The organism is Pseudomonas sp. PSE1(2024), assembly GCF_050990555.1.
Lineage (GTDB): Bacteria > Pseudomonadota > Gammaproteobacteria > Pseudomonadales > Pseudomonadaceae > Aquipseudomonas > Aquipseudomonas aphyarum.
This window is the reverse complement of record NZ_CP158967.1, coordinates 4,892,483-4,916,042: the sequence shown is the minus strand read 5'-3', so window position 1 is coordinate 4,916,042 and position 23,560 is coordinate 4,892,483. Positions and strand designations below refer to the sequence as shown.

Below are 23,560 nucleotides of genomic sequence, written 5' to 3'. Positions count from 1 at the left end.
AAATTACACTAGGCAGTTTACTTGTCATCAAGTTTGATGCAACCTAGAAACTACACCGGTCAGTGTAATGTTGCGTTAATCGGTGCAACCTAAAACCAGATGTCCGGCTGATGCGTGCGTGCCTTGGCCATTTATCGTCCCACCGTGGAAAGCCGTGAATTGCGCGGTGTTTCCGGAGTCATTCAGTCATGGCCAAATCCATTGCTTCTGCGGGCAGTCAAACCCCTGAACCTTCGCGTCAGGCCGAAGGCGTATTCCGCAACCACGCGCCGGTGCAGCGCGAAGGTGTGCGCAAGATGCTGCGGATCATGTGGAACATGATCTTTCACAAACCGCGCAACACCCGGCCGGCGGCGGCCATTCCGGTGCAGCCACTGACCCGCGCGGACCTGATCGCGGCGCCCAACCACAGCGTCTATCGCCTCGGCCACTCGACCTTGCTGCTCAAACTGCAAGACAAGTTCTGGATCACCGACCCGGTGTTCGCCGAGCGTGCCTCGCCTGTTCAATGGGCCGGGCCGAAACGCTTTCACCAGCCACCGATCAGCATCGATGAATTGCCGCCGATCGAAGCCGTGATCCTGTCGCATAACCACTACGACCACCTCGACTACGAAGCAGTGTTGAAACTGGCGGACAAGGTCAACGTGTTCCTGACTCCGCTGGGGGTTGGCGACACCCTGGTCAAATGGGGCATTGATGCCAACAAGATCCGCCAGTTCGACTGGTGGCAAGGCACCGAAGTCGCCGGCATCCGCTTCATCGCCACCCCGTCGCAGCACTTCTCCGGACGTGGCCTGTTCGACGGCAACCAGACGTTGTGGGCTTCGTGGGTGATCATCGATGGCGACACGCGAATTTTCTTCAGCGGTGACAGCGGCTACTTCGACGGTTTTAAACGCATTGGTGAACAGTTCGGTCCCTTCGATCTGACCCTGATGGAGACGGGTGCCTACAACGTCGAGTGGCCTTACGTGCACATGCAACCGGAAGAAACCCTGCAGGCCCACATCGACCTCAAGGGCCGCTGGCTGTTCCCGATCCACAACGGCACGTTCGACCTGGCAATGCACGCCTGGCATGAGCCCTTCGACCGCATTCTTGCTTTGGCCTGGGAGCGTAGCGTGTCGATCACCACGCCGAAAATGGGCGAGGCATTCAACCTGATGCAACCGCAACGTGGGGACGCGTGGTGGTTGGAAATGGAACAGGAGATGTCAGAAAAAGGGCGCGTTGCTTGTAGCGGCTACAAGGCTGGGTGAGTTTTCCTACCAGCACTGGTTCTTGTTGCTGACAGCCGTTTCCTGCGGCTTCGGTAGGCTTGGTCGCGAGTGAAATGACTCACTCGTGATTGGCTTAAACAAGGACTAGAAAATGAAAATTCGCTTTAAACGCAGCGCGAACACGCTGGCGCAGGCCATCCTGCTTTCGCTGACCAGCAGCGCCGCTTTCGCGGCGCCCTCCAGTGCAACACTTGAATACGCCAGCGCCAGCGAGCTGAGTGCAATGATGGTCAGCAACGAACTGACCTCGGTCGCACTGGTTCAACATCTGATCACGCGCATTGCGGATCTGGACAAGCAAGGCCCGACACTCAACGCCATCATCGAAATGAACCCTCAGGCTCTCGACATCGCGACCGTGATGGATGAAGAGCGTGCGCAAGGCAAACTCCGTGGTCCGCTGCATGGCATTCCTGTTCTGTTGAAGGACAACTTCGATACTGCCGACAGCATGCAAACCAGTGCCGGCTCGTTGGCCATGGTCGGGCAACCGGCAGCTCAAGATGCATTTACGGTTAAACAACTGCGCGATGCCGGCGCCATTCTGTTGGGCAAGGCCAACATGAGCGAGTGGTCAGGGATGCGTGATATGGCCGTGCCCTTGGGGTGGAGCGGGCGCGGCGGCCAGGGGAAAAATCCTCATGTGCTGAGTGAAAGCACCTGTGGTTCCAGTTCCGGCCCGGCGGCAGCGGTCGCCGCCGGTTTCACTCCGCTGGCGTTGGGGACTGAAACCAATGGTTCGATCAGTTGCCCGGCGTCGGCCACCGGTGTGGTTGGCGTCAAACCGACGCTGGGATTATTCAGTCGTTCCGGCATCGTGCCGATCACCCGCTTGCAAGACACGCCGGGCACACTGACCCGCACCGTGCGGGATGCCGCGCTGCTGTTCAATGTCATGCAAGGCATTGACACCTCGGACAGCGCGACTGCCGATGCCCCAACTGGCGTTGACTACACCGCACTGCTTTCCAGTGAAGCCTTGAAAGGCAAACGGATCGGTTATCCGATTGCGTACACCGGGTCCCACGATACGGTACTGAAGCCGAGTCTGGAGATGCTTGCCGCCATGGCCACCCTGGAAGAGCAGGGCGCTACGCTGGTCCCGCTGACTGTGCGTCTGCCGGACATCGATGACTACGTTAACGGCCTGATGGGTGGCATGAAGCACGAACTGCCCGAATATCTCGCCAGCCGCCAGGGACTGCCGATCAATTCATTACAGACGCTGATCGACTTCAACCAGGCCAACCCCGGTGAGGAGCAACACGGCCAGCAGACGCTGGAGGCCATCAACGCATCGGCGCTTTCCCATCAGGAGGCGACCGCACTGATTACCACCATCAGCCAGAACTTCAAAGACGCTATCGATGAGCAGGTGCGTGAGCACAATCTGGATGCCCTGTTCGCCGAATCGGACGGCTTTTCCCAGTTCTCCGCCGCCACCGCAGGCTACCCGGCAATCACCTTGCCCTCGGGCATAAGCGATGACGACACGCCGACCTCCGTGTTCTTTTACGGCCAGCAGTGGAGCGAGCCACAGTTGTTTGCCATGGCGTACAGCTACGAACAGGCTTCGATGGAACTGCGTCATCCGGGGTTCAAGGATTAAACTCCTTGCTGGCACTGTGTTGTCTTCGAATATTTGAAGCACTGCCGTATCAAGCGAACACCACCTCAATTCGGCCCTCTTTGCGAGAGCGGGGGGCCGGTTTGACCACAATCTGCACATCTCGGCCGAGGTGGGAAAGGCATTCCATCATCTTGGCTTCACTGATTCCGCGGAATTTTCCTCTCAGCATTTCGGACAGCTTGGGTTGTGACAGCCCCAAAATTTCAGAAGCTTGAGATTGAGTGAGATGACGCGCTTTGATGATTTCACCGATCTTTGCGGAAAGCTGTGACTTGATCCTCATCTCATTGGCGTTTGGTATCTCTAGATCCTCGTAGATGTTCCCGCTGCTTTCTTCGATTCCAATCAATTTGGAGTTCCTTCCGCGTGTGGGCCGACCTCAACGGGTCTTTTTAATCAGCCATTGCATAAGTTTCGTGATCAACCGACGTGGGCATCGCACCTCTGACATTCCCCCCACGCCCCGGCGCAAACCCCGGAAAGAACACCAACCCCTGCGCCTCAAACCGATAGGTCAACGCCAGCCGCACCTCATCCGCCACGTCCTGCTGCGCTTCGAATCGCTGAATGTCGCCTACTGAAACCCTGGCCTCTCGCGACAACTGTTCAACGCTCCAGCCCAACATCCCTCGGGCCTGGGCGCAATGGGTCGGGGTGAACTGGAAAAGGGCGATACGTTCGAGGATGAGGTTCATCGCTGAAGAGGCCATGGTGTGCTCCGGGCTCGAGAGTGCTGATGGAAAATGTACTGTGTTTTTGTACAGTTGTTTTCGGCCGGGATCAAACGCATTTTTTGATTTGCCCTAGTTCGCCGCCTCCAACCAGACGGACGGTGCCTGACCGAGGATCCGGCGGAACATCGTCGAGAACGCCGCCGGGCTGTCATAGCCGAAATCCAGGGCAATCCGCGTCACCGCTTCACCCGCCGCCAGACGTGCCAGCGCCAATACCACGCAGGCGCGCTGGCGCCATTGACTGAAACTCAGGCCGGTCTGCTGACGAAACAGTCTGTTGAAGGTGCGTAAGCTTACGTGCAGCTGATCGGCCCAATGCTGGGGTGATTGGTGGGCATTCGGCTGATGCAGAAAGGTCTGACACAGTTCGAGCAGCCTTCCGTCAGACGGCAGCGGGATATGCAACGGCAACGGTGCACTGCGCACCAATTCATGCAGCAACAAATCGACCAGCACGCCGTCACGCCCGGCAAGGTCATAGGTCAGCGGCAACTCCACGGCCTCCATCAGCAAGTGCCGCATCAACGGCGACACACTGATCACCTGGCAACGCTCACCCAGATCCACTGCCCCCGGCTCGATATACAAACTGCGAGTGCTGACCCCGAGCATCAACACCTCATGCGCCACCCCCGGCGGAATCCACACCGCTCGCTGCGGCGGCACCACCCAGTTGCCGTCATGCGTGCTGACCTGCATCACCCCGGTCGCGCCGTACAACAATTGCGCCCGCCGATGCGTATGACGTGGCAACAGATAGCCGTGGGAATAATCCGTACCGATCGCCACCACCGGGCGCGGCGTGTCATCCAGCAGATTGATCGAAACATTGCGCATCGAGCGGCACCCAGCAGTTGGCGTAAACGCAAACATTATTGGCTGACTTGCTGAAGCAGGCCAAGCGCCGCCGCTCTATCGTCGACCGCTCCCAAACAACGGACGACACGCCATGTTCTACCTCCTGCTGACACTCTTCGGCTGCCTGACCGGCGTCACCGCCGTGCTCTTCGGCTTCGGCGGCGGCTTCGTCGTCGTGCCACTGCTGTACCGCATGCTCACCGCGAGCCACGGCGCCGATGACCCGATCAGCCAGTCCGCCATGCACATCGCCGTCGCCACCTCGACCTGCGTGATGATCGTCAACGCCCTGGTCGCCACCGGCAAACATCGCCGCGCCGGCAACCTCATCCGTGATTACCTGTGGCCCTTGGGCGGGTTCATCGGATTGGGCGCGGTCGTCGGTGCAATCGCCGCGGTGTGGGTCAGCGGCGAAGTCATTCGTTATGCCTTCATCGCCTACCTCGGCGTGACGATTGTCGATTGCCTGCTGCGACGCGGATTTCTTACGCAGTCTGAAGGTGTCATCCCACGACAATTGGGAACGCTGGAAACGTCCGGCGGTGGTGTAGGCATTGGCGCCATCGCGACCTTTCTCGGTGTAGGAGGAAGCGTCATGACCGTGCCGTTATTGCGGCGTTGTGGGTTGAGCATGTCGCAGGCGACGTCGATGGCCAACCCGTTGAGCGTGCCAGTGGCGCTGGCGGGAACGCTGACGTACATGCTGTTGGCGGGGTACAGCGAGACAGAACTCGGGCCGTGGTTTGTCGGGTATGTGGATCTGCTGGCGTTTGCGGTGCTGACGCTGGGCTCGATGCTGGGGATTCGACTGGCCACACGGTGGATCGGGCGGATACCGGATCGGGTGCATGCTTGGGTTTATATTGGATTGTTGGTTATTGTGATGGTGGTAATGTCGGTTAAGTAGCCGTCAATCGACAGCCCCATAATCGACCACTTCCAGTATTTATTAGAGATCAAGGATGCTGATCTTCAACTGCACCGAAGCTGCCAGCAAATTCTTCAGCCGCGTTCACCAGGGCAAAAAAATCACCCCGGTGGATTTCGCCCCGCCGTCATCAACCATCGAAGATGATGAGATGGACAGTGGTGTCGAACAGTGGCTGGTGCATGCGATCACCGTGCAACGAAAGCATGTGCTGTTCGCCATGCATATCAAGACTCGCTATTGCATGGTTTTCGCCGACATGAAAAAGGCCGATCTGAATGCATTTGTGGGGCAATTCGCTGATCGTTGGTTCAACGGTGTCATGCTTCATGCAACCCATCACGGGCTCTCCGAGTGGATTGATATTGAACCGTTGATTGAGCGATTCCAGTGGATGTGTCGACCGCAGCAGTTCTATCGCCGCAGCCATCGCAGCGCACAAAAACACATCGATGAAATTGCCTGGGTCTTCCAGGACAAGGCCGCAGGGGCAGGTTGCTTACCGCCTGATGAAGTCGCAGCCATGGTGTTCGACGCGCAGATGAACGACACCCCGAGAAACAGCAAGGGCGCCAAGGGTTACTACTACCCGGATGAGGAAATGACCGTTCATTGGCTTCGTCGTTATTGCGCTCTGGATGAGGACGAAGTTCAAGCGGCAAAGACGCGCCGCATGCAAGTGTATCGGGAGATCGCAGCAGTCGAGCGCGCAGCCTGGCTGGAAGAATACAACCGACGAAACTCGATTACTTAAGCAACCCTCGCCATAATCCGCCCCGCATTCACCAGTGCCGGCACTTACGTCCCGGCGCGACCTCCGACTCACTCAGGGATCGATTCATGCTCAAGGGACTGTTGCGCCTGGCGCCATACGCCGCCGCTTTGTTTTCACTGCTATCCACCGCTCAGGCTGACGACGGCAGACGTGTGTTTACCGGCACGCTGGGCAAGACGCCGATTGTGGTCGAGATCAATACCCAGAATCCGGATGAAGTGACCGGTCGTTACTTCTACGAGAAATACCATCGGGACCTGCCCCTCAGCGGGTCATTGCAGGACAGCACTCTGACGCTGGTCGAAGGCAACAATCGCTACAGCGACGACAAGCCACTGCCAACTTTGAAACTGGAAGAAACTGCCACTGGCTGGCAGGGCGAGTGGCAAAGTCCGAAGGGCAAGAAGCTTTCAGTGCAACTTTCCGAGGCCAGGCTTCCAGCGCCGACAACTTCTACGCTGCCCTTCATCGCCGCGCTGCCAAACGGCGAGCCGTATGAATATTTGCGACTACAGGGGCTCAAGCTCAAACCGCTGAAGAAACAAGACTTCATGGGTTACACCCTGCAATGGTGGACAGAGCCGGAGTCAAAGATTTCGCTGTTCAGCGTAGAGTCCGGTCTGCCAAAAGACGATCTGCAACGGGTTAACCAGCAGTTGCTTGGACGGCTGTGGAATGAGGTCATCCGCTATCACGGTTGCCAACTGCAGGGCGGGGAATACGTCGAGTTCATGCAGGACGCAGAACCCAAAATGATTTCGCCAGCCGTGGTCAGCCTGAACATCTCGACCAGCTATTTCTGCGGTGGCGCGCATCCGGACTTCGGTGATTCACCCCTCAACATTGATGTAAGCACAGGCCATCCGTTATCACTCGAAGATGTGTTGTGGGTAGGTGAGGGCAAGCCACTGCTGCATGCCGAACGAGACAGTCTGGGTGACAAACCCTTGAGCCAAGCCGAAAGTGACGCGCGTTATCAGTATGAAAACAAAGACCTGGTGCCTTGGCTGATCAAGCAATTCACCGCCCTGTACCCCGCAGAAATGAAGAAACCGACGCAAGATGACGATTGCGACTTCACGGAAGAAAGCGTTTGGGGTTCTTCGCCGTGGTACTTCACCGCGAAAGGTTTGTACCTGGGCGCCTACTTCGCCCGCGTACAACGCTCTTGCGATAGGCCAGACTGGTCAGTCCTGCCGTACTCCCTCATCAAACAACACCCCGGCGCCGTCAAACTGCAACTGCCCCAGAACTAACCATCACACCAGACCCGGCGCTTCACGAATGATGAAGTGATCCAGGTTCTCGATATTGGCATTGAAGACCTCGAAAGGCTTTTCGGGGTTCTTCTTGCCCGGCACCTGCTTCAACTCCGGCGTCACACCATAGAAGAAGCAGAACAACTCCTTGTCGCTATCAATGGCGTGCTTGATCTCTTCCAGAAACGCCCTGCGCTTGCGGTAGTTGTCGATCAGCTTTTTGTTGAGATAGACACTGACCGGATAAGGCTTCTTCTTGCTGTCATCCGGCTTCTTGAACCAGACCTTGTCCTCGAAATCGATCCGGAAACTGGCGCTGTGAAAGTCCTCGATCTTCTTGATCCTGCCCCAGTAAATCAGCCCCTTGTTGTCCATCAAGTACTCGATCTTCTTGAAGAACGAACTGTACGGCGCCGTATGCTCGCCAATCTTCAACGGCATACGCTTGAGCAAATCCTTGTCCGCGAAGTTCGACACAAAACACTCCACGGGATGAGCAAAGACACTGGTCTTGTCCGGCGCCGTCTCACGACTCGGCGACTCTTTTGAGGGGGTAGCCGCCCCCCGCACCGGATCATCCCGCAACACATCCGCCGCCCCCGCTGGTGCGGCAGGCTTGCGCACATACTCACGACGCGTCAGCAACAACTCCGACGGGAAATGTTCCTCCCGCCCGTCATCCGTTTCCCCATCCGCCGCCTCAACCCCCGACGCCGACGTCTTCAAACTCACATACGGACAACCCGCCACATGCTGCGTACCGGGCAGATTCTTGAAGTGCGGCGTACGCACGTAATTCACGTTCTTGGCGTTGAACGTACCCAACTCGTTGGAAGCATCGAACGCCGAACGACAGGCGTCGTTGGGGCACTGGAAATGCTCCTTCGCAGAATCGAACGCCACCGTCTCATCGAAATTGAGATCGCGAACGTCATAGATCGACAGTTTGTCGTCGAGGCTGAGGCAGTAGGCGAGGTCGAATTTCATGGTGGGGCTCAGGTCCTTGAGTGGGGGAAGGGGTATTAATAGCGGGTGGTGGGGTGGGTTGCACTGATTGTTTTCAGAATGATGCAGAACCCGTCTGCCGAGGACTGGTTGTCCCCGACACTTCGGGTCATAAAAAACCGCTGCTTGAGTTTTCAAGCAGCGGTTTTTTGATTTCAGTAACTACGCAGCATTCGTGAAGCTTTACGCCACCAGGACTCCTGCCGATTGAACGGATCCTCCGCCAGCAAACACGGCATGTCCCGCAACCGAATCCACGGCTCATCCTGCCAGTGCAACGTGCTCAACGACATCTTGGGCCAGCTCAAAACACTCAGTATCGGACGCTCAACCGAGCGCATCGGACGGGCATCTCGCAGCGCAGGCACAACCTGATGCGTAACCCACTCACGAAGCTGCCGATACTCGGGACAGTAGTGATAGATCAGCAGCGCATATACGCCTGACTCGCTGACCATCAAGTGTTCTCCGGCTTCGCCATAGGTCTCAACGCGCATCATCTGCCGCTGATCGGCATCGAGTTTGCGCAGCTGTCGCTCATCCAGATATTTGCCCATCAGACGCCCCAGTTCATGGACGCAGAACCAAGTGCCTCCTGAGTCGGGAGCACGGGAATCAGACGGCGGGTACAGCGGTTCGCCTTCATCATGAAGGCTGAATAGTCAGGCATTTCCATTTACCTCTGGCTGCTTTCTTAGGGCATTCGTTAAAGGTGTCGGGAGCTAAGAAACCCACCAGAGACGGGCCGGACATATTCCCCTTTCGGGTCTTGTATTCGCCCACTCCCGACATAACGGGACTTTTCGCAGGCGTAGAGAAACCGCAGACGAAAAAAAGCCGCATGACTGTCGGGTGCGGAGGGCCGCTCTGGTTGTGGCGTTTCTTAGGCGCCGGAACAGAAGCCTAGGGCTTCAAAGCGGCGTGGTCAATCCTATAAAAATGATCATCGACTATTTGCTCGATTACCGTAGGTCTAAGCATTCAAATCAAATGCAGAACGGATTTCATTGTGTAGGATTTCTCTGTCTTTGGTGTGGCACTCCCAAACGATCACTACTTTCCAACCAAGCTCCTTCAGCTTCTCCTGCGCCTGCAAGTCCCGCTCAACATTCTTCGCGAGTTTAGGAAGCCAAAAGTCGAGTCTGCTTTTTGGTGTGTACGCATATTTGCAGCCCGGGTGTCGGTGCCAAAAGCAGCCGTGGACGAAGATACATAATCGGTGCTTGGGGAGTACCAGATCAGGCGAACCTGGCAGATCTTTTCGATGCAGGCGATAACGAAATCCCAATTCATGGCACATCGAACGCACAACCATTTCAGGCTTGGTGTTTTTGCCCTTGATCATTGACATGATCTTCGAGCGGTGTTCGGGGGAGACAATGTCTGCGCTCATCCGATGTAGGCATCCGTACTAGTCCAATGATTCGATTTTTTTCGCGGCGCTCGAAACATGACATCAATGGTTCGGGGAGGTAGTCGAGATTGCATCTTCTCGGAAAGTCATGCCTATACCCCCAGTTGAAAAACATATCTTGGCGTATCCAACGTGCCGCCTGTCGGACGAATTTACCTGTAGGGCACCAATATTTTCAGACGATCGGTACTGTATTTACTAACAGATAAGCAACGCGTGGCTCTTCAGAAATGCAAGCGCTGACAACCCGAATCAGCGTAGTGATAGGCATCCTTGGTCTGTCCTTTACGTGCCTATAACAAGTGGATATTGTGGATGGCGTTGCGCCACTGTACTCCTCTTTGAGGAAAACGTAAGTGACTTCGGGAAGGCCTCGCACCACATTCAACCGCGTTCTCATTAGGCCAAATTAGTGTCAGCGCTAAGGGGTATGAGCTTGCAAATGGAAGCATGAACAAGGAGTCGGTTCTGAAAAAAGAAGGATGTAGCAAAGTCATTTCTCAACTGATTGATGTGGGAGTGACTTTTAAGGCGAATCGCTTGGGCATGTGGGTAGCACCGTGGCTAAATTGAACCCCTTGCTCCGTATGGCGACCATTGCCGGTGTGGAGGTTGCAGTCAAACTCCATATCGCGCGTGGCGACGATCTTGACGCTCGCGATGGGGCAGGCGCTACGCCTCTAATGCTTGCCTCTGCTCGAAAGAAAAACGGCATTGTACGGCTTCTGTTGGCTGCTGGAGCAAACCCAGAGTTGCTCGATCCCGAAGGCCGAACTGCTCTCGCCTACGCGGAGAAGAGTAACTGTGCTCAATGTATTGACCTGTTGCGAGAAGCACTTGGTTTTTCCTTCCAAGTAAGCGATGTGGGCACTGAAAATTCGCTTCAGAGTGATGTAAGCGCCGGAGAGTTACTCCCTCACTCGGTCCAGAGCGAATCGCCGCATAACGACGTAGAAGATGAAGCGGTTAAGGTGCCACCTCAGGTTGATGAAGTGCTCGCGTCTGGAAATCACCCATCTTTTGAACTCGTCATCCGCGAGGCGGAAACGATCCGAGCTGACGAGCATGCCGTTCCCTTCGAGACAAAGACGCACGAAGACCTGATCGAACTCGACGACGAGCCTCTCGACTTGGGGTTTGAGGATGACTGGGAAGCGGAGTCTGAAGTGGTTGCCCCGCAGGGCAACATGGCTGTAGCCGAAGAAATCAGCACACTTCAAGGAACGATAGGCAAGTTCAAAGCGATCGACACTGATGTGGAGTGGGACGATGTCGATCTGTTTCTTCCAGAAAGATCGCTTCCTTTAACCAGTGAGGATCGTGCTGATCTACGTGGTTTATTCTTCCGGGGTTTACGAGAAGGGACAGTACCCCAATCAGCTCTTATCGATGTATGCCGTGAGGGTGATCTCTCCCGCAATGAGGAAACTGAGCGTCTTCTGACTTTCGTTTTAGGCGATCTTGGAGTCTTGATCGATGAGTGGGCGGAGATTACCGATCAGTCTGATCTTGGCGAGCCGTCAGTTGATGAAGAATTAAAGCTATCAGAAGCCTTGGAGTTCGCAGAAGACCTCGCATCGGGTCGTAACGAACCGCTGAGATTTTACGCTAAGGGCTTAAAGAAAGACCTGCTTCTGGCTGCTGAGGAAATTGCATTGGGCCGGGAAATGGAGGAGGCAAGGGCTCAGGCCCTGGATGCGCTCTCACGCTGGCCCTCAGGACTTACTTTTGTTTTCGAAGCTGCCGACAAAGTAGCCCGAGGCCAGGCGAGTCATGAGAGCTTCACCTCTCGCGATGATCCAGCTAGTGAAGGTGACGTAAGCGAAAACTCCAGTGAGATGCCCTCCAATGAGGAGGCAGATTACGAAGAGGATAAGATCGGACTCGATTCGATCGCAACAACCTTTGTCTCCTCGGTTTCAGCTGCACGCTCTGCTGGCAACGATTACGTGAAAGTCCGAAGTGGACTTGCCGCTGCAAATCTTTCCCGAATTTTTCTCATTGAGCTTTCGAGGAAGGCGGATTGTGATTTGGCAGGTGCAGGCTTCTCCTCTGCTATTCGACGCCAGGAAGCTGCGCGAGAAAGGATGATCCTTTCTAACCTTCGTTTAGTGCTTTCCATAGCCAACAAATATCGATGGTCCGAGCTCGCTTTTGATGATCTTGTGCAGGAAGGCAACATAGGTCTGATGAGGGCTGTAGAACGGTTTGACTGGCGCAAAGGGTTCAGGTTTTCCACTTACGCGACGTGGTGGATTCGACAGCAAATTACGCGCGCTATCGCTAATCAAGAGAGAGCGGTCCGTGTTCCAGTTCACATGCAAGAACTGGCAAGAAATATCGTACGAGAACGGGATAAGTTCAAATTTAAGTTGGGCCTTCCCGAAAGCGAACGCGAGACATCCCATCGAACAGGGATTGCTCTCGATAAGCTCAAGCTCCTTTTAACCGTGTTCGAAAAGATCAGCAGTTTGGATGAGTGGTTCGAAGAATCCTCTAATTCCTTGCTCGATTCTCTCTTTGAGGAGGAACCATCTGACCCGGCAATCGCTGCAGAGCATGCTTCCTTACGAGCGATTTTGATGGAAATGATTGGAGAGCTTGACGAGCGTTCGGCCAAGGTGATCAACCTCCGTTTTGGCTTTGGCCAAGATGACGCTATGACCCTGGAGGAGGTTGGATCTCTGTTTGACGTCACTCGTGAGCGAATTAGGCAAATTGAATCGAAGGCACTTAAAAAGCTGTGCCATCCGTTAAGAAAGGAAAAGTTAGTCTTGTATGTAGGCGACTACTTCGAGATGAAAAAATCTCTCCCCTCAGATGAGCAATCAGAGAAGGTCACGGATGAGCGTAGCTGATGATGACCCGCCTCCAACCCAACCGGATGGAGTGCGCAAGTTTGCACGTAGGATGGCTGAACTCGGCTTCACGCACCTTTCTGGAATTGCCTAACTCAAATGAACGAACGTACTAGGTATGCCCCACCGCGAGCCGACGCAATGCTTGAAGCCCTACGTGGCCTCGGATATTCGACTGCCTCTGCTTTAGCTGATGTGATTGATAACGGTGTTTCCGCTGGAGCAACGGAAGTTCATGTGGCTTTCGACTGGGATGGTGAAAGAAGTCGAATTTCCATTTTGGATAACGGACGAGGCATGACCGACGCTGAGTTAGAGGTGGCAATGACGCTTGGCGCCAAAAACCCTCTCGATGATCGAGCGGCTAATGATCTTGGGCGTTTCGGGATGGGCCTCAAAACAGCGTCATTTTCTCAGTGCCGGTCTCTCACTGTTGCGTCTAGACCGAAGAGTGGTTCAGTTTCCTGTCTGCGTTGGGATCTCGATGCCATTGCGGCATCAAGGGACGTTGGATGGAGGATATTTGAAGGGGCAGCCCGTGGCTCTGAAGCTTTCGTCGAGCCGCTCAATGCTCTTCATTCCGGGACAATAGTTCTCTGGGAGAAGTTGGACAGAATCGTAACGCTTGGCTATACGCTCAATCACTTTGCCGACTTGGTAGATGATGTTGAGCTACGTTTGGCGATGGTTTTTCATCGTCTGTTAGAAGGAAAAAACCCGGTCATCCGACTTTTCCTCAACGGAAAGATAGTTAGTCCATGGGATCCCTTTATGACAGGGCATCCCTCTAAGCCTTGGCAGTCACCAGTCGCCAAAATTGTCACCGCATCAGGGCTTGTTGAGGCTCAATGCCACGTTCTGCCACATAAAGATCGCCTCTCTGATGATGAGTTCCGTAGGGCGGGTGGGGCAGAAGGATGGACCTCTCAGCAAGGATTTTACGTATATCGAAGCCATCGTTTGCTTTTGGCAGGTGGATGGCTTGGGATTGGACAGGGCCGCGCTTGGAACCGAGAGGAACCTCATCGACTCGCCAGGATCATGTTGGACATTCCTAATACAGCCGATTCCGACTGGAAGATCGACGTCAAAAAATCTACGGCCCGACCTCCTGTATCTGTACGTCCGTGGCTCACGAAATTGGCTGAAGATACGAGGGAAAGAGCCAGAAGAGTCTTCGCTTTTCGAGGCTCGCCAATGCTTGGACTCGGAGGTCTCAAGGTTGAGCACCAAGCGTGGCGTGTAGACAGGCTTAAGGATGGGGTCCGATATCGCATCGACGAGAGGCATCCCGCTGTGGCTGCGGTAATTGAAGCGGTTGGTGGTAATGCTGGTCTTGTTCGGGCCATGTTACGCGTTGTCGAGGAAACGGTGCCTGTACAACGTATATGGCTAGATACAGCTGAAAACAAAGATACCCCAATGACTGGCTTCTCAGGGGAGCCTGAGACGGCCCCCGACGGTGTCAGAACTGTCCTCTTGACGCTATTCAGGGACATGGTCGGGCGGCGTGGAATGAGCGTCGAAATGGCTCTGGCTTCGTTGTCTATGACTGAACCTTTTCAGAACTACCCCAGTCTCGTCGCGTCTCTTCCGAGTCTCGCGACGATACCCGCCGAAGGGAAAGCAAGTTAATGGAAGAGCAGAATAAGGTATTTCAGCGCGTTGTCAGCGTTACTCAGACATTCTTGGTTGAAGCCTTGGAGAAAGGCTCTGTCACGCCCGCCCTTATCGCCGAGAAAGTTGATTTTGTCGCGACTCACATGGCGCCTGGCGAAAACATCGACCGGAAGGAGGCTGTCGCAGAACTCATTCGTCGATTCAGCCTCTGGATCGGCGGTGCGTCCACGTTATCAGATAAGACTGGCCACAAAGATTGGCTTAATGCAGCTCGCAGAAGAGACTGGCGTTATTGGCAGCGATATCGCGACTTTCTTGAAAGTAAGATGTCCGTCAAGGCCGTGGACGCTTTGGATGAGGCGACCAACAAAATTCTTGAACTGCTTGAAGACCCTCTTCGCGAGGAGGGGTGGGATAGGCGCGGACTCGTGGTTGGACATGTCCAATCCGGTAAAACTGGCAATTACACAGGGCTTATATGCAAGGCGGCCGATGCCGGCTACAAGATCATCATTGTGCTTGCTGGTCTCCACAATAATCTGCGTTCCCAGACCCAGATTCGCTTAGAAGAAGGCTTCCTTGGCTACGAGACCTCGGCGAAGAATGATGTCGTCCGTTACATCGGAGTGGGAGAGAACGGGCGTGACGCCGAGATTCGCCCCAACTGTGCAACAAACCGCTCGGACAACGGTGACTTCAATACCAAGGTCGCGAAACACTTAGCCATTTCTCCGGAACAGAGACCATGGCTATTCGTAGTCAAAAAAAATAAGACCGTATTGGATCGCTTACTTAAATGGATTCGCAATCATGTTGCGGACTCTAAGGACGCTGAAGGTCGTCCGCTAGTCTCAGGCTTTCCGTTGCTCCTCATTGACGATGAGGCCGATCATGCCTCGGTCGACACCGGGGACCAAGTGATAGGCAAGGATGGGGCCGTGGACGACGAATACCAACCGAAGGCCATCAATAGCCGTATCCGAAAAATCCTTCACTCTTTCTCCCGAAAAGCCTATGTGGGATACACCGCCACGCCGTTCGCTAATATCTTCATTGACCGGCGCAAGGCAACTAAGGAGGAGGGGCCCGATTTATTCCCTCAGTCTTTCATCATTAATATTTCTGCACCTTCAAACTACGTCGGTCCGGCTCGTGTTTTTGGGCTTCGGGCGACAGAGGGTAGGGCCGGCGGTTTACCGCTTACTCGTGAAGTTGATGACCAGGCGGACGAGACAGGGGAAGGAGGCTGGATGCCGCCTCGGCACGACAAAAATCACGTGCCCTTGTACAAGGGGCTCGACGAGGTGCCACCGTCGCTAAGAGAGGCTGTTTCGTCCTTTGTTCTGGTGTGTGCAGTCCGCCTCCTGCGTGGACAGGGGCGCAGACACTGTTCAATGTTAATTCATGTTACTCGCTACACCGCAGTACAGGAGGAGGTGCGCCGGCAAGTTGAGGAACTAGTGAAAAACTATAGACAGCGTGTTGAGCGCGGCTTTGAAAAAAACAAATTGATGGTGGAATGGAAAAGGCTCTGGGAGTCTGATTTCGTTCCAACGTCGGCTGCTGTAGCGACTGCCATGGAGGAGGCAAGTGGAGAATTCGACCTTCCCCGTTGGGAAGAAGTTGAGGCAGTCCTAGCGGATGTGTTGGGTGATTTGGCAAGCAACGTCAGAGCAATCAACGGTTCGGCAGGGGACGTCCTTGATTACGCTGAGCGTGAGGAAACCGGACTGAAGGTCATCGCGGTTGGAGGTGACAAGCTCGCACGAGGACTTACCCTTGAGGGGCTTTGTGTTAGCTATTTCGTGAGAACCACGAAGATGTACGACACCCTTATGCAGATGGGGCGCTGGTTTGGATATCGTCCAGGATATCTGGATCTCTGTCGCCTCTACACCAGTTCTGATTTAGTCGAGTGGTTTGGGCACATCACAGATGCTGCGGAGGAACTTCGTCAAGAGTTCGACACCATGGCCAAGGTACATGCCACACCCGAAAATTACGGTATGAAGGTTCAGTCACACCCTGTTCTCATGGTTACCTCACCGATCAAGATGCGAAGTGCCAAGAGTCTGCAAGTTTCCTTTTGTGGATCTGTTCTGGAGACAGTGGCTTTCCATCGCGACTCATCTGTCATTAAGAGAAATCTAGCCGTCATGGAGAGGCTACTCGACGCTGCTGGGACTCCTGCAGAGAACGGAGAATTTGTTAGACAGCGGGGTGAGGCTTGTCAGGAGTGGAAGGGATTTCTCTGGGATAACATCCCTGCCGAGCATGTTATCGAGTTCTTCTCCGGGTATTTGACTCATCCTGCTGCGAGAAAGGTTAACAGCGCCGTGCTGGCTGACTTCGTCAAGGTGATGGCAGCAAAAGGTGAGCTCACCTCTTGGACCATCGCTCTGATAGGAGGAGGTGAGGGAGCCAGTAGCATTTTCTGCGGAAAACATGCGCTCGGAAACATGATCACTCGAAACCAAAATCCCGCTTCCAAAGGAGAGCACTACTCAATCGGGCGTCTTTTGTCGCCCAGAGATGAATCGATCGATCTCGACGAGGATGCTTGGATGGCGGCCTTGAGTCTCACCGTCGAAGACAGAATGAAGGACCCTGCGCGAGGAACAGAGGAGACAAGCAAGGACTCGCCCAAAGCCCCAAGCGGGGTCTTCGTACGACAAGTTCGAGGATTGGGCGCGAAAGGAATACCTGGTCATCCCGAGCGAGGTCTTTTGCTTTTGTACCCAATTGACCCGAAAAGCGCTGGACTCCCAGATGATGGTCTTCCCATAACCGCCTTTGGGGTCAGTTTCCCTGCTAGCTATTCGGCAACCACTGTCAAGTACGAAGTAGATCACTTGCTATGGGAGACTGAATATGCCCCGGTCTATTGAGGAGTTCGTAGCAGCTTGGGACGCTCTTTCGGGGGAGTGCGGGCAGGAGGGGGGGTGGCTTGGCATTGTGGTGACTTCCGTTGGCGCATGTGAACTCATGGCGGCTCGGCGTTTCCCAGGAAACGAGGAAGCTCTTCTTGCTCGCTTTCCCACAGCCCGGCTAGGTGCCGCCGAGCGGCTACCTGAGGGCAGGGGTTTTGAAGTTGTAAGGGCGGATCCTCGCCGCGATGGCAAGACTTGGATAGCTCTCTCACGCAAAGAGTCAGGCAGCCCCGAGTTGTTTTCAGAGATGGTCGGTGACGTTGTGGGTGCTATGGACGCCTCTGTTGGAGAGGGCGAGGCAGCGGTTCAGCGGACGATGCTACGCAGGGTTCGCATGTGGCAACAGTTCATGTCCCGTGGGGCTACTCCTCTCAGTCCTGAGGCGGAGCTTGGTCTAGTGGGCGAACTCACCATTATGGCCATTCTTATGGACTCAGGCGTTTCAACTGAGGAAGTACTCAGGGGATGGGTGGGGCCTGACGACGCTTTACAAGACTTCCTGTTGGGTGACGGAGCGCTAGAGGTGAAGGCGACGATGTCCTCATCTGGCTTTCCAGTAAAGATAACGTCCCTTGAGCAGTTGGACGATTCGGTGGCGTCACCACTCTTTCTGGCTGCGGTTCGGTTTGCGTGTGAGGAAGGCGGGCTCACCCTTCCTGAAATGATTGGGGAAGTAGAGAAACGTCTTGGTGAAGAGCCTGGAGCGGTAAATTACCTTAGAGATAAGTTGATTGTTGCCGGATACGCCGAAACCCAATCGAGGCATTACACCCGAAGATTCGAATCAAAAGAAATTCGAATTCTCTCCGTGTCCGAAGGCTTTCCGCGGTTGACTCCGGGAACGGTTCCCGTCGGAGTTACGCGAGCCCTTTACGAAATCAATCTAGACCACGTTGGTGACTACCTAATGGACCTCGACACGGCGCTCAATTTGTTAGGAGTAAATGGATGACCCTTGATGATTTTTTCGCAGAGACAAGGGGCGAGATAGCAGCCCAGATGTCTGATGGCGCTCCTTTTGGCGAACTGGTTTTTTCCGATGTGGTGATGCAACACCTTGCTGACGCGGGTATGACATTCGACCCAGTTGTGTGCCACTTTCAAGGGAAAATCGCCAATGCGAATTTGCGTTTGAGTGGTTATGCCATGTCTGAAGACGCCGATCAGCTTGATCTTTTTGTAAGTCTGTACGAAGGATTTGAAAGTCTAAGTCCTATTCCCGATCAAGATATTAAGACGGCCGCGGCGCAATGTGTTCGATTCTTGGATCTTTGTGCAGAAGGACGTATTGCCGAAAAACTTGATCCGTCGAGTGATGTTCATTCTCTGGCTTTAACAATCCGAGAAATTTATGACGGGCTTGAACAGGTGCGTGTTTATATCCTTACAGATGGTGTAGCTAAGTCGAAAAGCTTTCAATCTCGGAATGTGGGCGGAAAACTAGTAAAGCTTGAAGTCATGGATATTGAGCGACTTTTTCGCCATCGTTCCGAAGGTAAGCCACGCGATGAACTTGTCGTTGACTTCACCGATGTGTCAGGTTCTCCTCTGCCCTGTGTTTTCGTACCAGGCGAAACAGGGGATTATGACTACGCACTAACCGCAATTCCAGGTGAGGCGCTTCGATTCGTTTATGAAAAATTTGGACCTCGCCTGCTTGAGGCCAATGTGCGCTCATTTCTAAGTGTTAAGGCGAAGGGGGTGAATGCTGGGCTTCAGAGTACTTTACGGAATGCGCCAGAAAGATTCATGGCCTATAACAATGGGATAGTGTTAGTTGCTGATGAGATGTTGTTGGATCGCACTGCCGATGGGTCGCCTGGTATAGCTTGGTTGCGAGGCATGCAAATCGTTAATGGCGGGCAAACTACGGCTTCAATTTTTTTCGCCAAGAAAAAGTATGCGGATACTGATTTGAGCAAAGTTCGTGTCCCCGCAAAAATCATTGTTATGAAAGAGCAAGATCCTGCGAAGGAGGAAGCTCTTGTCTCTGATATCTCGCGTTATGCCAATAGTCAAAATGCTGTTCGACAATCTGATCTATCTGCTAATAAGCCTTTTCATGTCGATATCGAGCGATTGTCACTTTCTGTCTATTGCCCTGATGGCATAGGTCGATGGTTCTATGAGAGAGCTGCAGGCAGTTATAACACTCTTCTTGCTCGTGACGGTACGAGTCCAGCCAAGCTTCGAGCTCTGAAAGAGTCTGTGCCTCCCTCTAGAAAGATCACAAAAACTGAATTGGCGAAGTACGCTGTCGCATGGGGTGGAAATGCGGATGTTGTCAGTCTTGGTGCACAAAAGTGCTTTGACCGTTTCATGGCCGGCATGGCTGATATGGAAGCTAAAGGGACCGCTTTCACTCCGGATGTTGTTTATTACAAGGACGTTGTTTCGAAAGCGTTACTGTTCAAAGCAGTACATAAAACAGCGCGACCATTGGTGCCTGCATTTCTCGCGAACGTTGCAGCTTATACAGTTGCAGTAATTTCTCAGACTTATGGCGAAGCCTTTAACCTAGAACGTATCTGGAATAAGCAGGGTATTTCTCCCCAACTTGTTAAGCAGATTGAAATCTGGGCCAGAGAGGTCAATGATCGACTTCATGAGACAGCAAAAGGCAAAATGATCTCTGAATGGGCAAAACGTCCCGAATGCCGAGACGCTATGTTTTCCCAGCCTTTTTCTTCTCCGTCAGCGGATATTCCTGAGGCGCTTTGACATTGCAGGCCTTTTGTAGGACAAGTTCCAGAAGGTGAGTCAGTCGGGTATGCGGTGGAGGGGGCGGGTTAAATACCTGCCCCACGAAACCAAAACATCGAAAAACCGAAAGGTTTGATCAATTGCCTACTGATGTTTGGCGGCTTTTCCCTGCGCGATAGGAGTCAATGATCGCTGAGACAACTGCTGCGATTTTTCTAGCAAGGAGTGGCGGAACCGCGTTTCCTATCTGTGTGTACTGTTCCGTTCTATTTCCTTCAAAGAAGTAATTATCTGGGAATGTTTGCAGTCGAGCTGCCTCTCGAACAGTCAAGCTACGACACTGACTGGCATCAGGATGTATGTAGTAATGGCCATCTTTGGCAATGTGGGCGACGACAGTGGTAGAAGGGCCATTCTCTAATTGAACCCTGAAGCGATCACTGAACGGGACGGATTCAGAGGAAACGTTTTCATGGGCAGGTAGGAACTGCTCAGGAAACTGATGTATTTTTGGGGAGATGCCATTCAACTTCGCAAATGACGCTGCGTAGATATATCTATGCAGGTCAGAGCGCATATGACTCCTGGCCTCATGTTGTAGAACCCCTCCCAATCTAGGGTCGAGAAACCATTCGCGCTGCTTGGCATTCATGTCTGGAGACACTTTCCAAGGTATGAATCGACTGCCGCTAGTTTTCAGCCTTTGTGCCTCATCAGCCGCTTTTTTTACGGCATCTATCAAATCCCCCCGCCCGGCCTCATAGGGGCGTAATAGCATAGAGCTTGCTTCATTCAAAGTTGAGAGCCATGCCTCGATAGAGTCTCCACCCCTTGAAATTTTGCTCCGTATTGGGGGGAGACCCGATAAAGCCTGTTGAACGGTGAAAACCTTTTGGCTGGTTTCCATTACAAGTGTTTGCGGGCGCTCCAACAAGGCAGGGCAGCTTGAGGCAACGTCAGAGCGAACTCCGAGCAAGATAACTCTATGTCGAGCCTGCGGAAGTCCATGACGTTCTGCTTGAATGACAAAATCGTGTGGGTCTAGTTTTTCTACGTCTTTAGGAACCACTAAAGAACGAATGTTGTAAGAAAGGTTTTCAGTAGGAGTCGATAGATCATCAAGGATTTGTTGGAATATGTGCGAGCCACTGTGTTTTGAAGAAAGTATGCCCTTCACGTTTTCCATAACGAAAATAGTCGGTTTGAATTCGCGAATAATCCGCAGATATTCTTTGTAGAGAAAATGCTTCTCGTCGCTCTCAAACTTTTCTTGGCTTTCTCTCGTTCGACGTGCACGACCTGCTACTGAATATGCTTGGCACGGCGGGCCACCTATAAGCACCCATTCATCTACACCCTCCAAGGCCTCTTTGATCCAATTGTCGACCTCTTCGGGAGATTTTTTACCAAGCTCTGCGAGCTTGGCTTCTTGCGCTGCTTCCCTTGCTTCTACCGGTACATCCGGATGATTGAAAAGCTCATCACGAGTAATTTCGCCACGGATGTATTGGTAGTATGCGTCTGGCGCTTCGCCCTTCGGAAAGCTGCGAAACAGTGCGCGGAGCGATAAGGTCCTGTGAGCGATGGGGTCTTTTTCGATCGAAACGCGAAGCTGAAACTTACGTACTCCCTTCTCAGCGCCGCCGATTGAAGAGAATCCCTCACCAAGTCCCCCAGGGCCCGCAAAGAGGTCGATGACCGGTATAGATTCCTTGTATTTCATTGATTTAGTAGATGCGCCTAAGAAGAAAGTAAAAAAGCGCATTGCAGCGCTCAGAAGAGATGCGGCGTTAGATAGACACGCCCTAAGTGCGATAAATGGTAACGGTTCACTTGATGTCGGGCAAGAAATGAACCTTGGCAGAGGCAGTGAGTTTACTAAACGAAGGAGCTCGTTAAAGCTGCCAATCCATTTATTTTTTGCAGAGCCCTCAAATATCAAGCTTTCGCAAAATTAATAGGTTTCCAGAAACCGTCAGTGCGGAAACTGCTGAAAGTGTTGTAGGATTTTTGGTAGTCAAGCTGAGGAAGTGAGTGTTTCTATTCCCAACAAAAAAGCCCCAATTGAATTGGGGCCTTTTTGTTTTTCAGTTTTGGTATCGATCTGTCAAGTCGCGGTTAATTCAGGAATCAATCCCAGCTCAACGCCCCACCAGTCTGATACTCAATAACCCGAGTCTCAAAGAAATTCTTCTCTTTCTTCAAGTCCATAATTTCGCTCATCCAAGGGAACGGGTTAGTCGTCCCTGGGTACTCTTCTTTCAAACCGATCTGCGACAGACGACGGTTAGCGATGAACTTCAGGTAGTCCTCCATCATCGCAGCATTCATACCCAACACACCGCGAGGCATGGTGTCACGCGCGTATTCGATTTCCAGCTGGGTGCCCTGCAGGATCATCTGCGAAGCTTCTTCCTTCATTTCGGCATCCCACAGGTGTGGGTTTTCGATTTTGATCTGGTTGATCACGTCGATGCCGAAGTTCAGGTGCATGGATTCGTCGCGCAGGATGTACTGGAACTGCTCGGCGACGCCGGTCATTTTGTTGCGGCGGCCCATGGAGAGGATCTGGGTGAAGCCGCAGTAGAAGAAGATGCCTTCCAGAACGCAGTAGTAGGCGATCAGGTTGCGCAGCAGTTCTTTGTCGGTCTCGACGGTGCCGGTGTTGAATTCCGGGTCGGAGATGGCGCGGGTGTATTTCAGGCCCCAGGCGGCTTTTTTCGCGACCGACGGGATCTCGTGGTACATGTTGAAGATCTCGCCTTCATCCATGCCCAGCGATTCGATGCAGTACTGGTAGGCGTGGGTGTGGATCGCTTCTTCGAATGCCTGGCGCAGGATGTACTGGCGGCATTCCGGGTTGGTGATCAGGCGGTACACAGCCAGGGCCAGGTTGTTGGCCACCAGGGAGTCGGCGGTGGAGAAGAAGCCGAGGTTGCGCATCACGATGCGGCGCTCGTCGTCGGTCAGGCCTTCCGGGTTTTTCCAGAGGGCGATGTCGGCGGTCATGTTGACTTCTTGCGGCATCCAGTGGTTTGCGCAGCCGTCCAGGTATTTCTGCCAGGCCCAGTCGTACTTGAATGGCACGAGCTGGTTGAGGTCGGCGCGGCAGTTGATCATGCGCTTTTCGTCAACGGCGACACGGGCGGCGGAGCCTTCGAGTTCGGCGAGGCCTTCGGCAACGTCGAGGGAATCCAGTGCAGCCTTGGCGCGGGCCACGGCGGCCGAGTCTTCGGCGGTCACGGCGCGGGCTTCGAGGGCGGCGGCACCGCCGGCGCTGTCGAGGCGGTCCATGTTGGCTTCGCTAGCGTGGCCGGCATTGGCGCCTTTCACTGCTGCTACTTCACTGTCTTCTTTGTCGAATTCGTCCCAGCTCAGCATGACGTGTCGTCTCCTGCGTGAGGGCCTGTGCCCGTGTGAAAACTGATTGGTTGGTTTTTCACACGGCCGTACAGGCCGCGTTGGATGTCGTTTTTTGCAGCGGTGCTACGCAGGCAATAAACAGAAAATTTTTACGGGTTTCCGAGAGCCTCTGACGGGCGCGAGTCAGCGTGGACGCTGCT

General features: G+C 53.8%; 17 protein-coding genes and 1 pseudogene. 10 read left to right on the top strand and 8 right to left on the bottom strand.

Annotation, left to right across the window (positions count from 1 at the left end; genetic code table 11):
* Window positions 1-188: 188 nt before the first annotated feature.
* Together ABTV87_RS22275 and ABTV87_RS22270 are read left to right on the top strand one after the other, a co-directional pair.
* Entirely contained in the window at window positions 189-1,262 is a 1,074-nt protein-coding gene (locus ABTV87_RS22275) for an MBL fold metallo-hydrolase (protein ID WP_258712209.1), read from the top strand.
* 112 nt (window positions 1,263-1,374) lie between these two features.
* Window positions 1,375-2,892: an amidase family protein gene (locus ABTV87_RS22270; protein WP_433898367.1), complete on the top strand. Its 1,518-nt coding sequence runs from the start codon at window positions 1,375-1,377 to the stop codon at window positions 2,890-2,892.
* A gap of 49 nt (window positions 2,893-2,941) precedes the next feature.
* Here the strand turns inward: ABTV87_RS22270 and ABTV87_RS22265 are convergent, their stop codons facing one another.
* The 3 genes from ABTV87_RS22265 to ABTV87_RS22255 form a co-directional block, all read right to left on the bottom strand.
* Window positions 2,942-3,262 (bottom strand): helix-turn-helix domain-containing protein, encoded by a 321-nt coding sequence (locus ABTV87_RS22265; protein ID WP_085606488.1) that lies wholly within the window; start codon window positions 3,260-3,262, stop codon window positions 2,942-2,944.
* Window positions 3,263-3,305: 43 nt separating this feature from the next.
* Window positions 3,306-3,623 (bottom strand): hypothetical protein, encoded by a 318-nt coding sequence (locus ABTV87_RS22260; RefSeq protein ID WP_085606486.1) that lies wholly within the window; start codon window positions 3,621-3,623, stop codon window positions 3,306-3,308.
* 93 nt (window positions 3,624-3,716) lie between these two features.
* Window positions 3,717-4,484, bottom strand: a complete 768-nt coding sequence (locus ABTV87_RS22255; protein WP_258712206.1) for an AraC family transcriptional regulator — start codon at window positions 4,482-4,484, stop codon at window positions 3,717-3,719.
* Window positions 4,485-4,596: 112 nt separating this feature from the next.
* Here ABTV87_RS22255 and ABTV87_RS22250 point away from each other — a divergent pair, with 112 nt between their 5' ends.
* From ABTV87_RS22250 to ABTV87_RS22240, 3 genes are all read left to right on the top strand, one after another.
* Window positions 4,597-5,412: a sulfite exporter TauE/SafE family protein gene (locus tag ABTV87_RS22250; RefSeq protein ID WP_258712205.1), complete on the top strand. Its 816-nt coding sequence runs from the start codon at window positions 4,597-4,599 to the stop codon at window positions 5,410-5,412.
* A gap of 55 nt (window positions 5,413-5,467) precedes the next feature.
* A complete protein-coding gene (locus ABTV87_RS22245; protein ID WP_433898366.1) occupies window positions 5,468-6,187 on the top strand; it encodes a DUF6933 domain-containing protein in 720 nt (239 codons plus the stop codon).
* Between the two features lie 86 nt (window positions 6,188-6,273).
* Entirely contained in the window at window positions 6,274-7,464 is a 1,191-nt protein-coding gene (locus tag ABTV87_RS22240; protein ID WP_433898365.1) for a hypothetical protein, read from the top strand.
* 3 nt (window positions 7,465-7,467) lie between these two features.
* Here ABTV87_RS22240 and ABTV87_RS22235 read toward each other — a convergent pair whose 3' ends face one another.
* The 3 genes and pseudogenes from ABTV87_RS22235 to ABTV87_RS22225 all read right to left on the bottom strand — a co-directional run bounded on the left by ABTV87_RS22235 (window position 7,468) and on the right by ABTV87_RS22225 (window position 9,865).
* A complete protein-coding gene (locus ABTV87_RS22235) occupies window positions 7,468-8,454 on the bottom strand; it encodes a hypothetical protein (RefSeq protein ID WP_433898364.1) in 987 nt (328 codons plus the stop codon).
* Window positions 8,455-8,627: 173 nt separating this feature from the next.
* Window positions 8,628-9,059, bottom strand: a pseudogene (locus tag ABTV87_RS22230) (BRO-N domain-containing protein); the annotation flags it as partial.
* A 386-nt stretch (window positions 9,060-9,445) separates the two neighbouring features.
* On the bottom strand, window positions 9,446-9,865 hold the full coding sequence (locus tag ABTV87_RS22225) for a very short patch repair endonuclease (protein WP_433898363.1): 420 nt from the start codon (window positions 9,863-9,865) through the stop codon (window positions 9,446-9,448).
* A gap of 581 nt (window positions 9,866-10,446) precedes the next feature.
* On the opposite strand from ABTV87_RS22225, the gene ABTV87_RS22220 reads away from it, so the two are divergent.
* The 5 genes from ABTV87_RS22220 to ABTV87_RS22200 all read left to right on the top strand — a co-directional run bounded on the left by ABTV87_RS22220 (window position 10,447) and on the right by ABTV87_RS22200 (window position 20,015).
* Window positions 10,447-12,744, top strand: coding sequence for a sigma-70 family RNA polymerase sigma factor (locus ABTV87_RS22220; RefSeq protein WP_433898362.1), 2,298 nt, complete (start codon window positions 10,447-10,449; stop codon window positions 12,742-12,744).
* A gap of 141 nt (window positions 12,745-12,885) precedes the next feature.
* Window positions 12,886-14,379 (top strand): ATP-binding protein, encoded by a 1,494-nt coding sequence (locus ABTV87_RS22215; RefSeq protein WP_433898361.1) that lies wholly within the window; start codon window positions 12,886-12,888, stop codon window positions 14,377-14,379.
* Entirely contained in the window at window positions 14,379-17,252 is a 2,874-nt protein-coding gene (locus ABTV87_RS22210; protein ID WP_433898360.1) for a Z1 domain-containing protein, read from the top strand. The genes ABTV87_RS22215 and ABTV87_RS22210 overlap by 1 nt, the downstream gene beginning before the upstream one ends.
* A complete protein-coding gene (locus ABTV87_RS22205; RefSeq protein WP_433898359.1) occupies window positions 17,236-18,246 on the top strand; it encodes a PD-(D/E)XK motif protein in 1,011 nt (336 codons plus the stop codon). The genes ABTV87_RS22210 and ABTV87_RS22205 overlap by 17 nt, the downstream gene beginning before the upstream one ends.
* Window positions 18,243-20,015 (top strand): AIPR family protein, encoded by a 1,773-nt coding sequence (locus ABTV87_RS22200; protein WP_179694043.1) that lies wholly within the window; start codon window positions 18,243-18,245, stop codon window positions 20,013-20,015. Before ABTV87_RS22205 ends, ABTV87_RS22200 begins: the two co-directional genes overlap by 4 nt.
* Before the next feature lie 118 nt (window positions 20,016-20,133).
* Here ABTV87_RS22200 and ABTV87_RS22195 read toward each other — a convergent pair whose 3' ends face one another.
* Both ABTV87_RS22195 and ABTV87_RS22190 read right to left on the bottom strand, forming a co-directional pair.
* Window positions 20,134-21,762: a DNA cytosine methyltransferase gene (locus tag ABTV87_RS22195; RefSeq protein ID WP_256662046.1), complete on the bottom strand. Its 1,629-nt coding sequence runs from the start codon at window positions 21,760-21,762 to the stop codon at window positions 20,134-20,136.
* A 365-nt stretch (window positions 21,763-22,127) separates the two neighbouring features.
* Window positions 22,128-23,378: a ribonucleotide-diphosphate reductase subunit beta gene (locus tag ABTV87_RS22190; protein ID WP_007951068.1), complete on the bottom strand. Its 1,251-nt coding sequence runs from the start codon at window positions 23,376-23,378 to the stop codon at window positions 22,128-22,130.
* Window positions 23,379-23,560: the final 182 nt, after the last annotated feature.

Coding starts and splice junctions, on each gene's coding strand:
- ABTV87_RS22190 (WP_007951068.1), bottom strand. CDS start 23,378: ATGCTGAGCTGGGACGAATTCGACAAAGAAGACAGTGAAGTAGCAGCA.
- ABTV87_RS22195 (WP_256662046.1), bottom strand. CDS start 21,762: ATGCGCTTTTTTACTTTCTTCTTAGGCGCATCTACTAAATCAATGAAA.
- ABTV87_RS22215 (WP_433898361.1), top strand. CDS start 12,886: ATGCTTGAAGCCCTACGTGGCCTCGGATATTCGACTGCCTCTGCTTTA.
- ABTV87_RS22270 (WP_433898367.1), top strand. CDS start 1,375: ATGAAAATTCGCTTTAAACGCAGCGCGAACACGCTGGCGCAGGCCATC.
- ABTV87_RS22275 (WP_258712209.1), top strand. CDS start 189: ATGGCCAAATCCATTGCTTCTGCGGGCAGTCAAACCCCTGAACCTTCG.
- ABTV87_RS22260 (WP_085606486.1), bottom strand. CDS start 3,623: ATGGCCTCTTCAGCGATGAACCTCATCCTCGAACGTATCGCCCTTTTC.
- ABTV87_RS22245 (WP_433898366.1), top strand. CDS start 5,468: ATGCTGATCTTCAACTGCACCGAAGCTGCCAGCAAATTCTTCAGCCGC.
- ABTV87_RS22200 (WP_179694043.1), top strand. CDS start 18,243: ATGACCCTTGATGATTTTTTCGCAGAGACAAGGGGCGAGATAGCAGCC.
- ABTV87_RS22250 (WP_258712205.1), top strand. CDS start 4,597: ATGTTCTACCTCCTGCTGACACTCTTCGGCTGCCTGACCGGCGTCACC.
- ABTV87_RS22255 (WP_258712206.1), bottom strand. CDS start 4,484: ATGCGCAATGTTTCGATCAATCTGCTGGATGACACGCCGCGCCCGGTG.
- ABTV87_RS22240 (WP_433898365.1), top strand. CDS start 6,274: ATGCTCAAGGGACTGTTGCGCCTGGCGCCATACGCCGCCGCTTTGTTT.
- ABTV87_RS22235 (WP_433898364.1), bottom strand. CDS start 8,454: ATGAAATTCGACCTCGCCTACTGCCTCAGCCTCGACGACAAACTGTCG.
- ABTV87_RS22210 (WP_433898360.1), top strand. CDS start 14,379: ATGGAAGAGCAGAATAAGGTATTTCAGCGCGTTGTCAGCGTTACTCAG.
- ABTV87_RS22225 (WP_433898363.1), bottom strand. CDS start 9,865: ATGAGCGCAGACATTGTCTCCCCCGAACACCGCTCGAAGATCATGTCA.
- ABTV87_RS22205 (WP_433898359.1), top strand. CDS start 17,236: ATGCCCCGGTCTATTGAGGAGTTCGTAGCAGCTTGGGACGCTCTTTCG.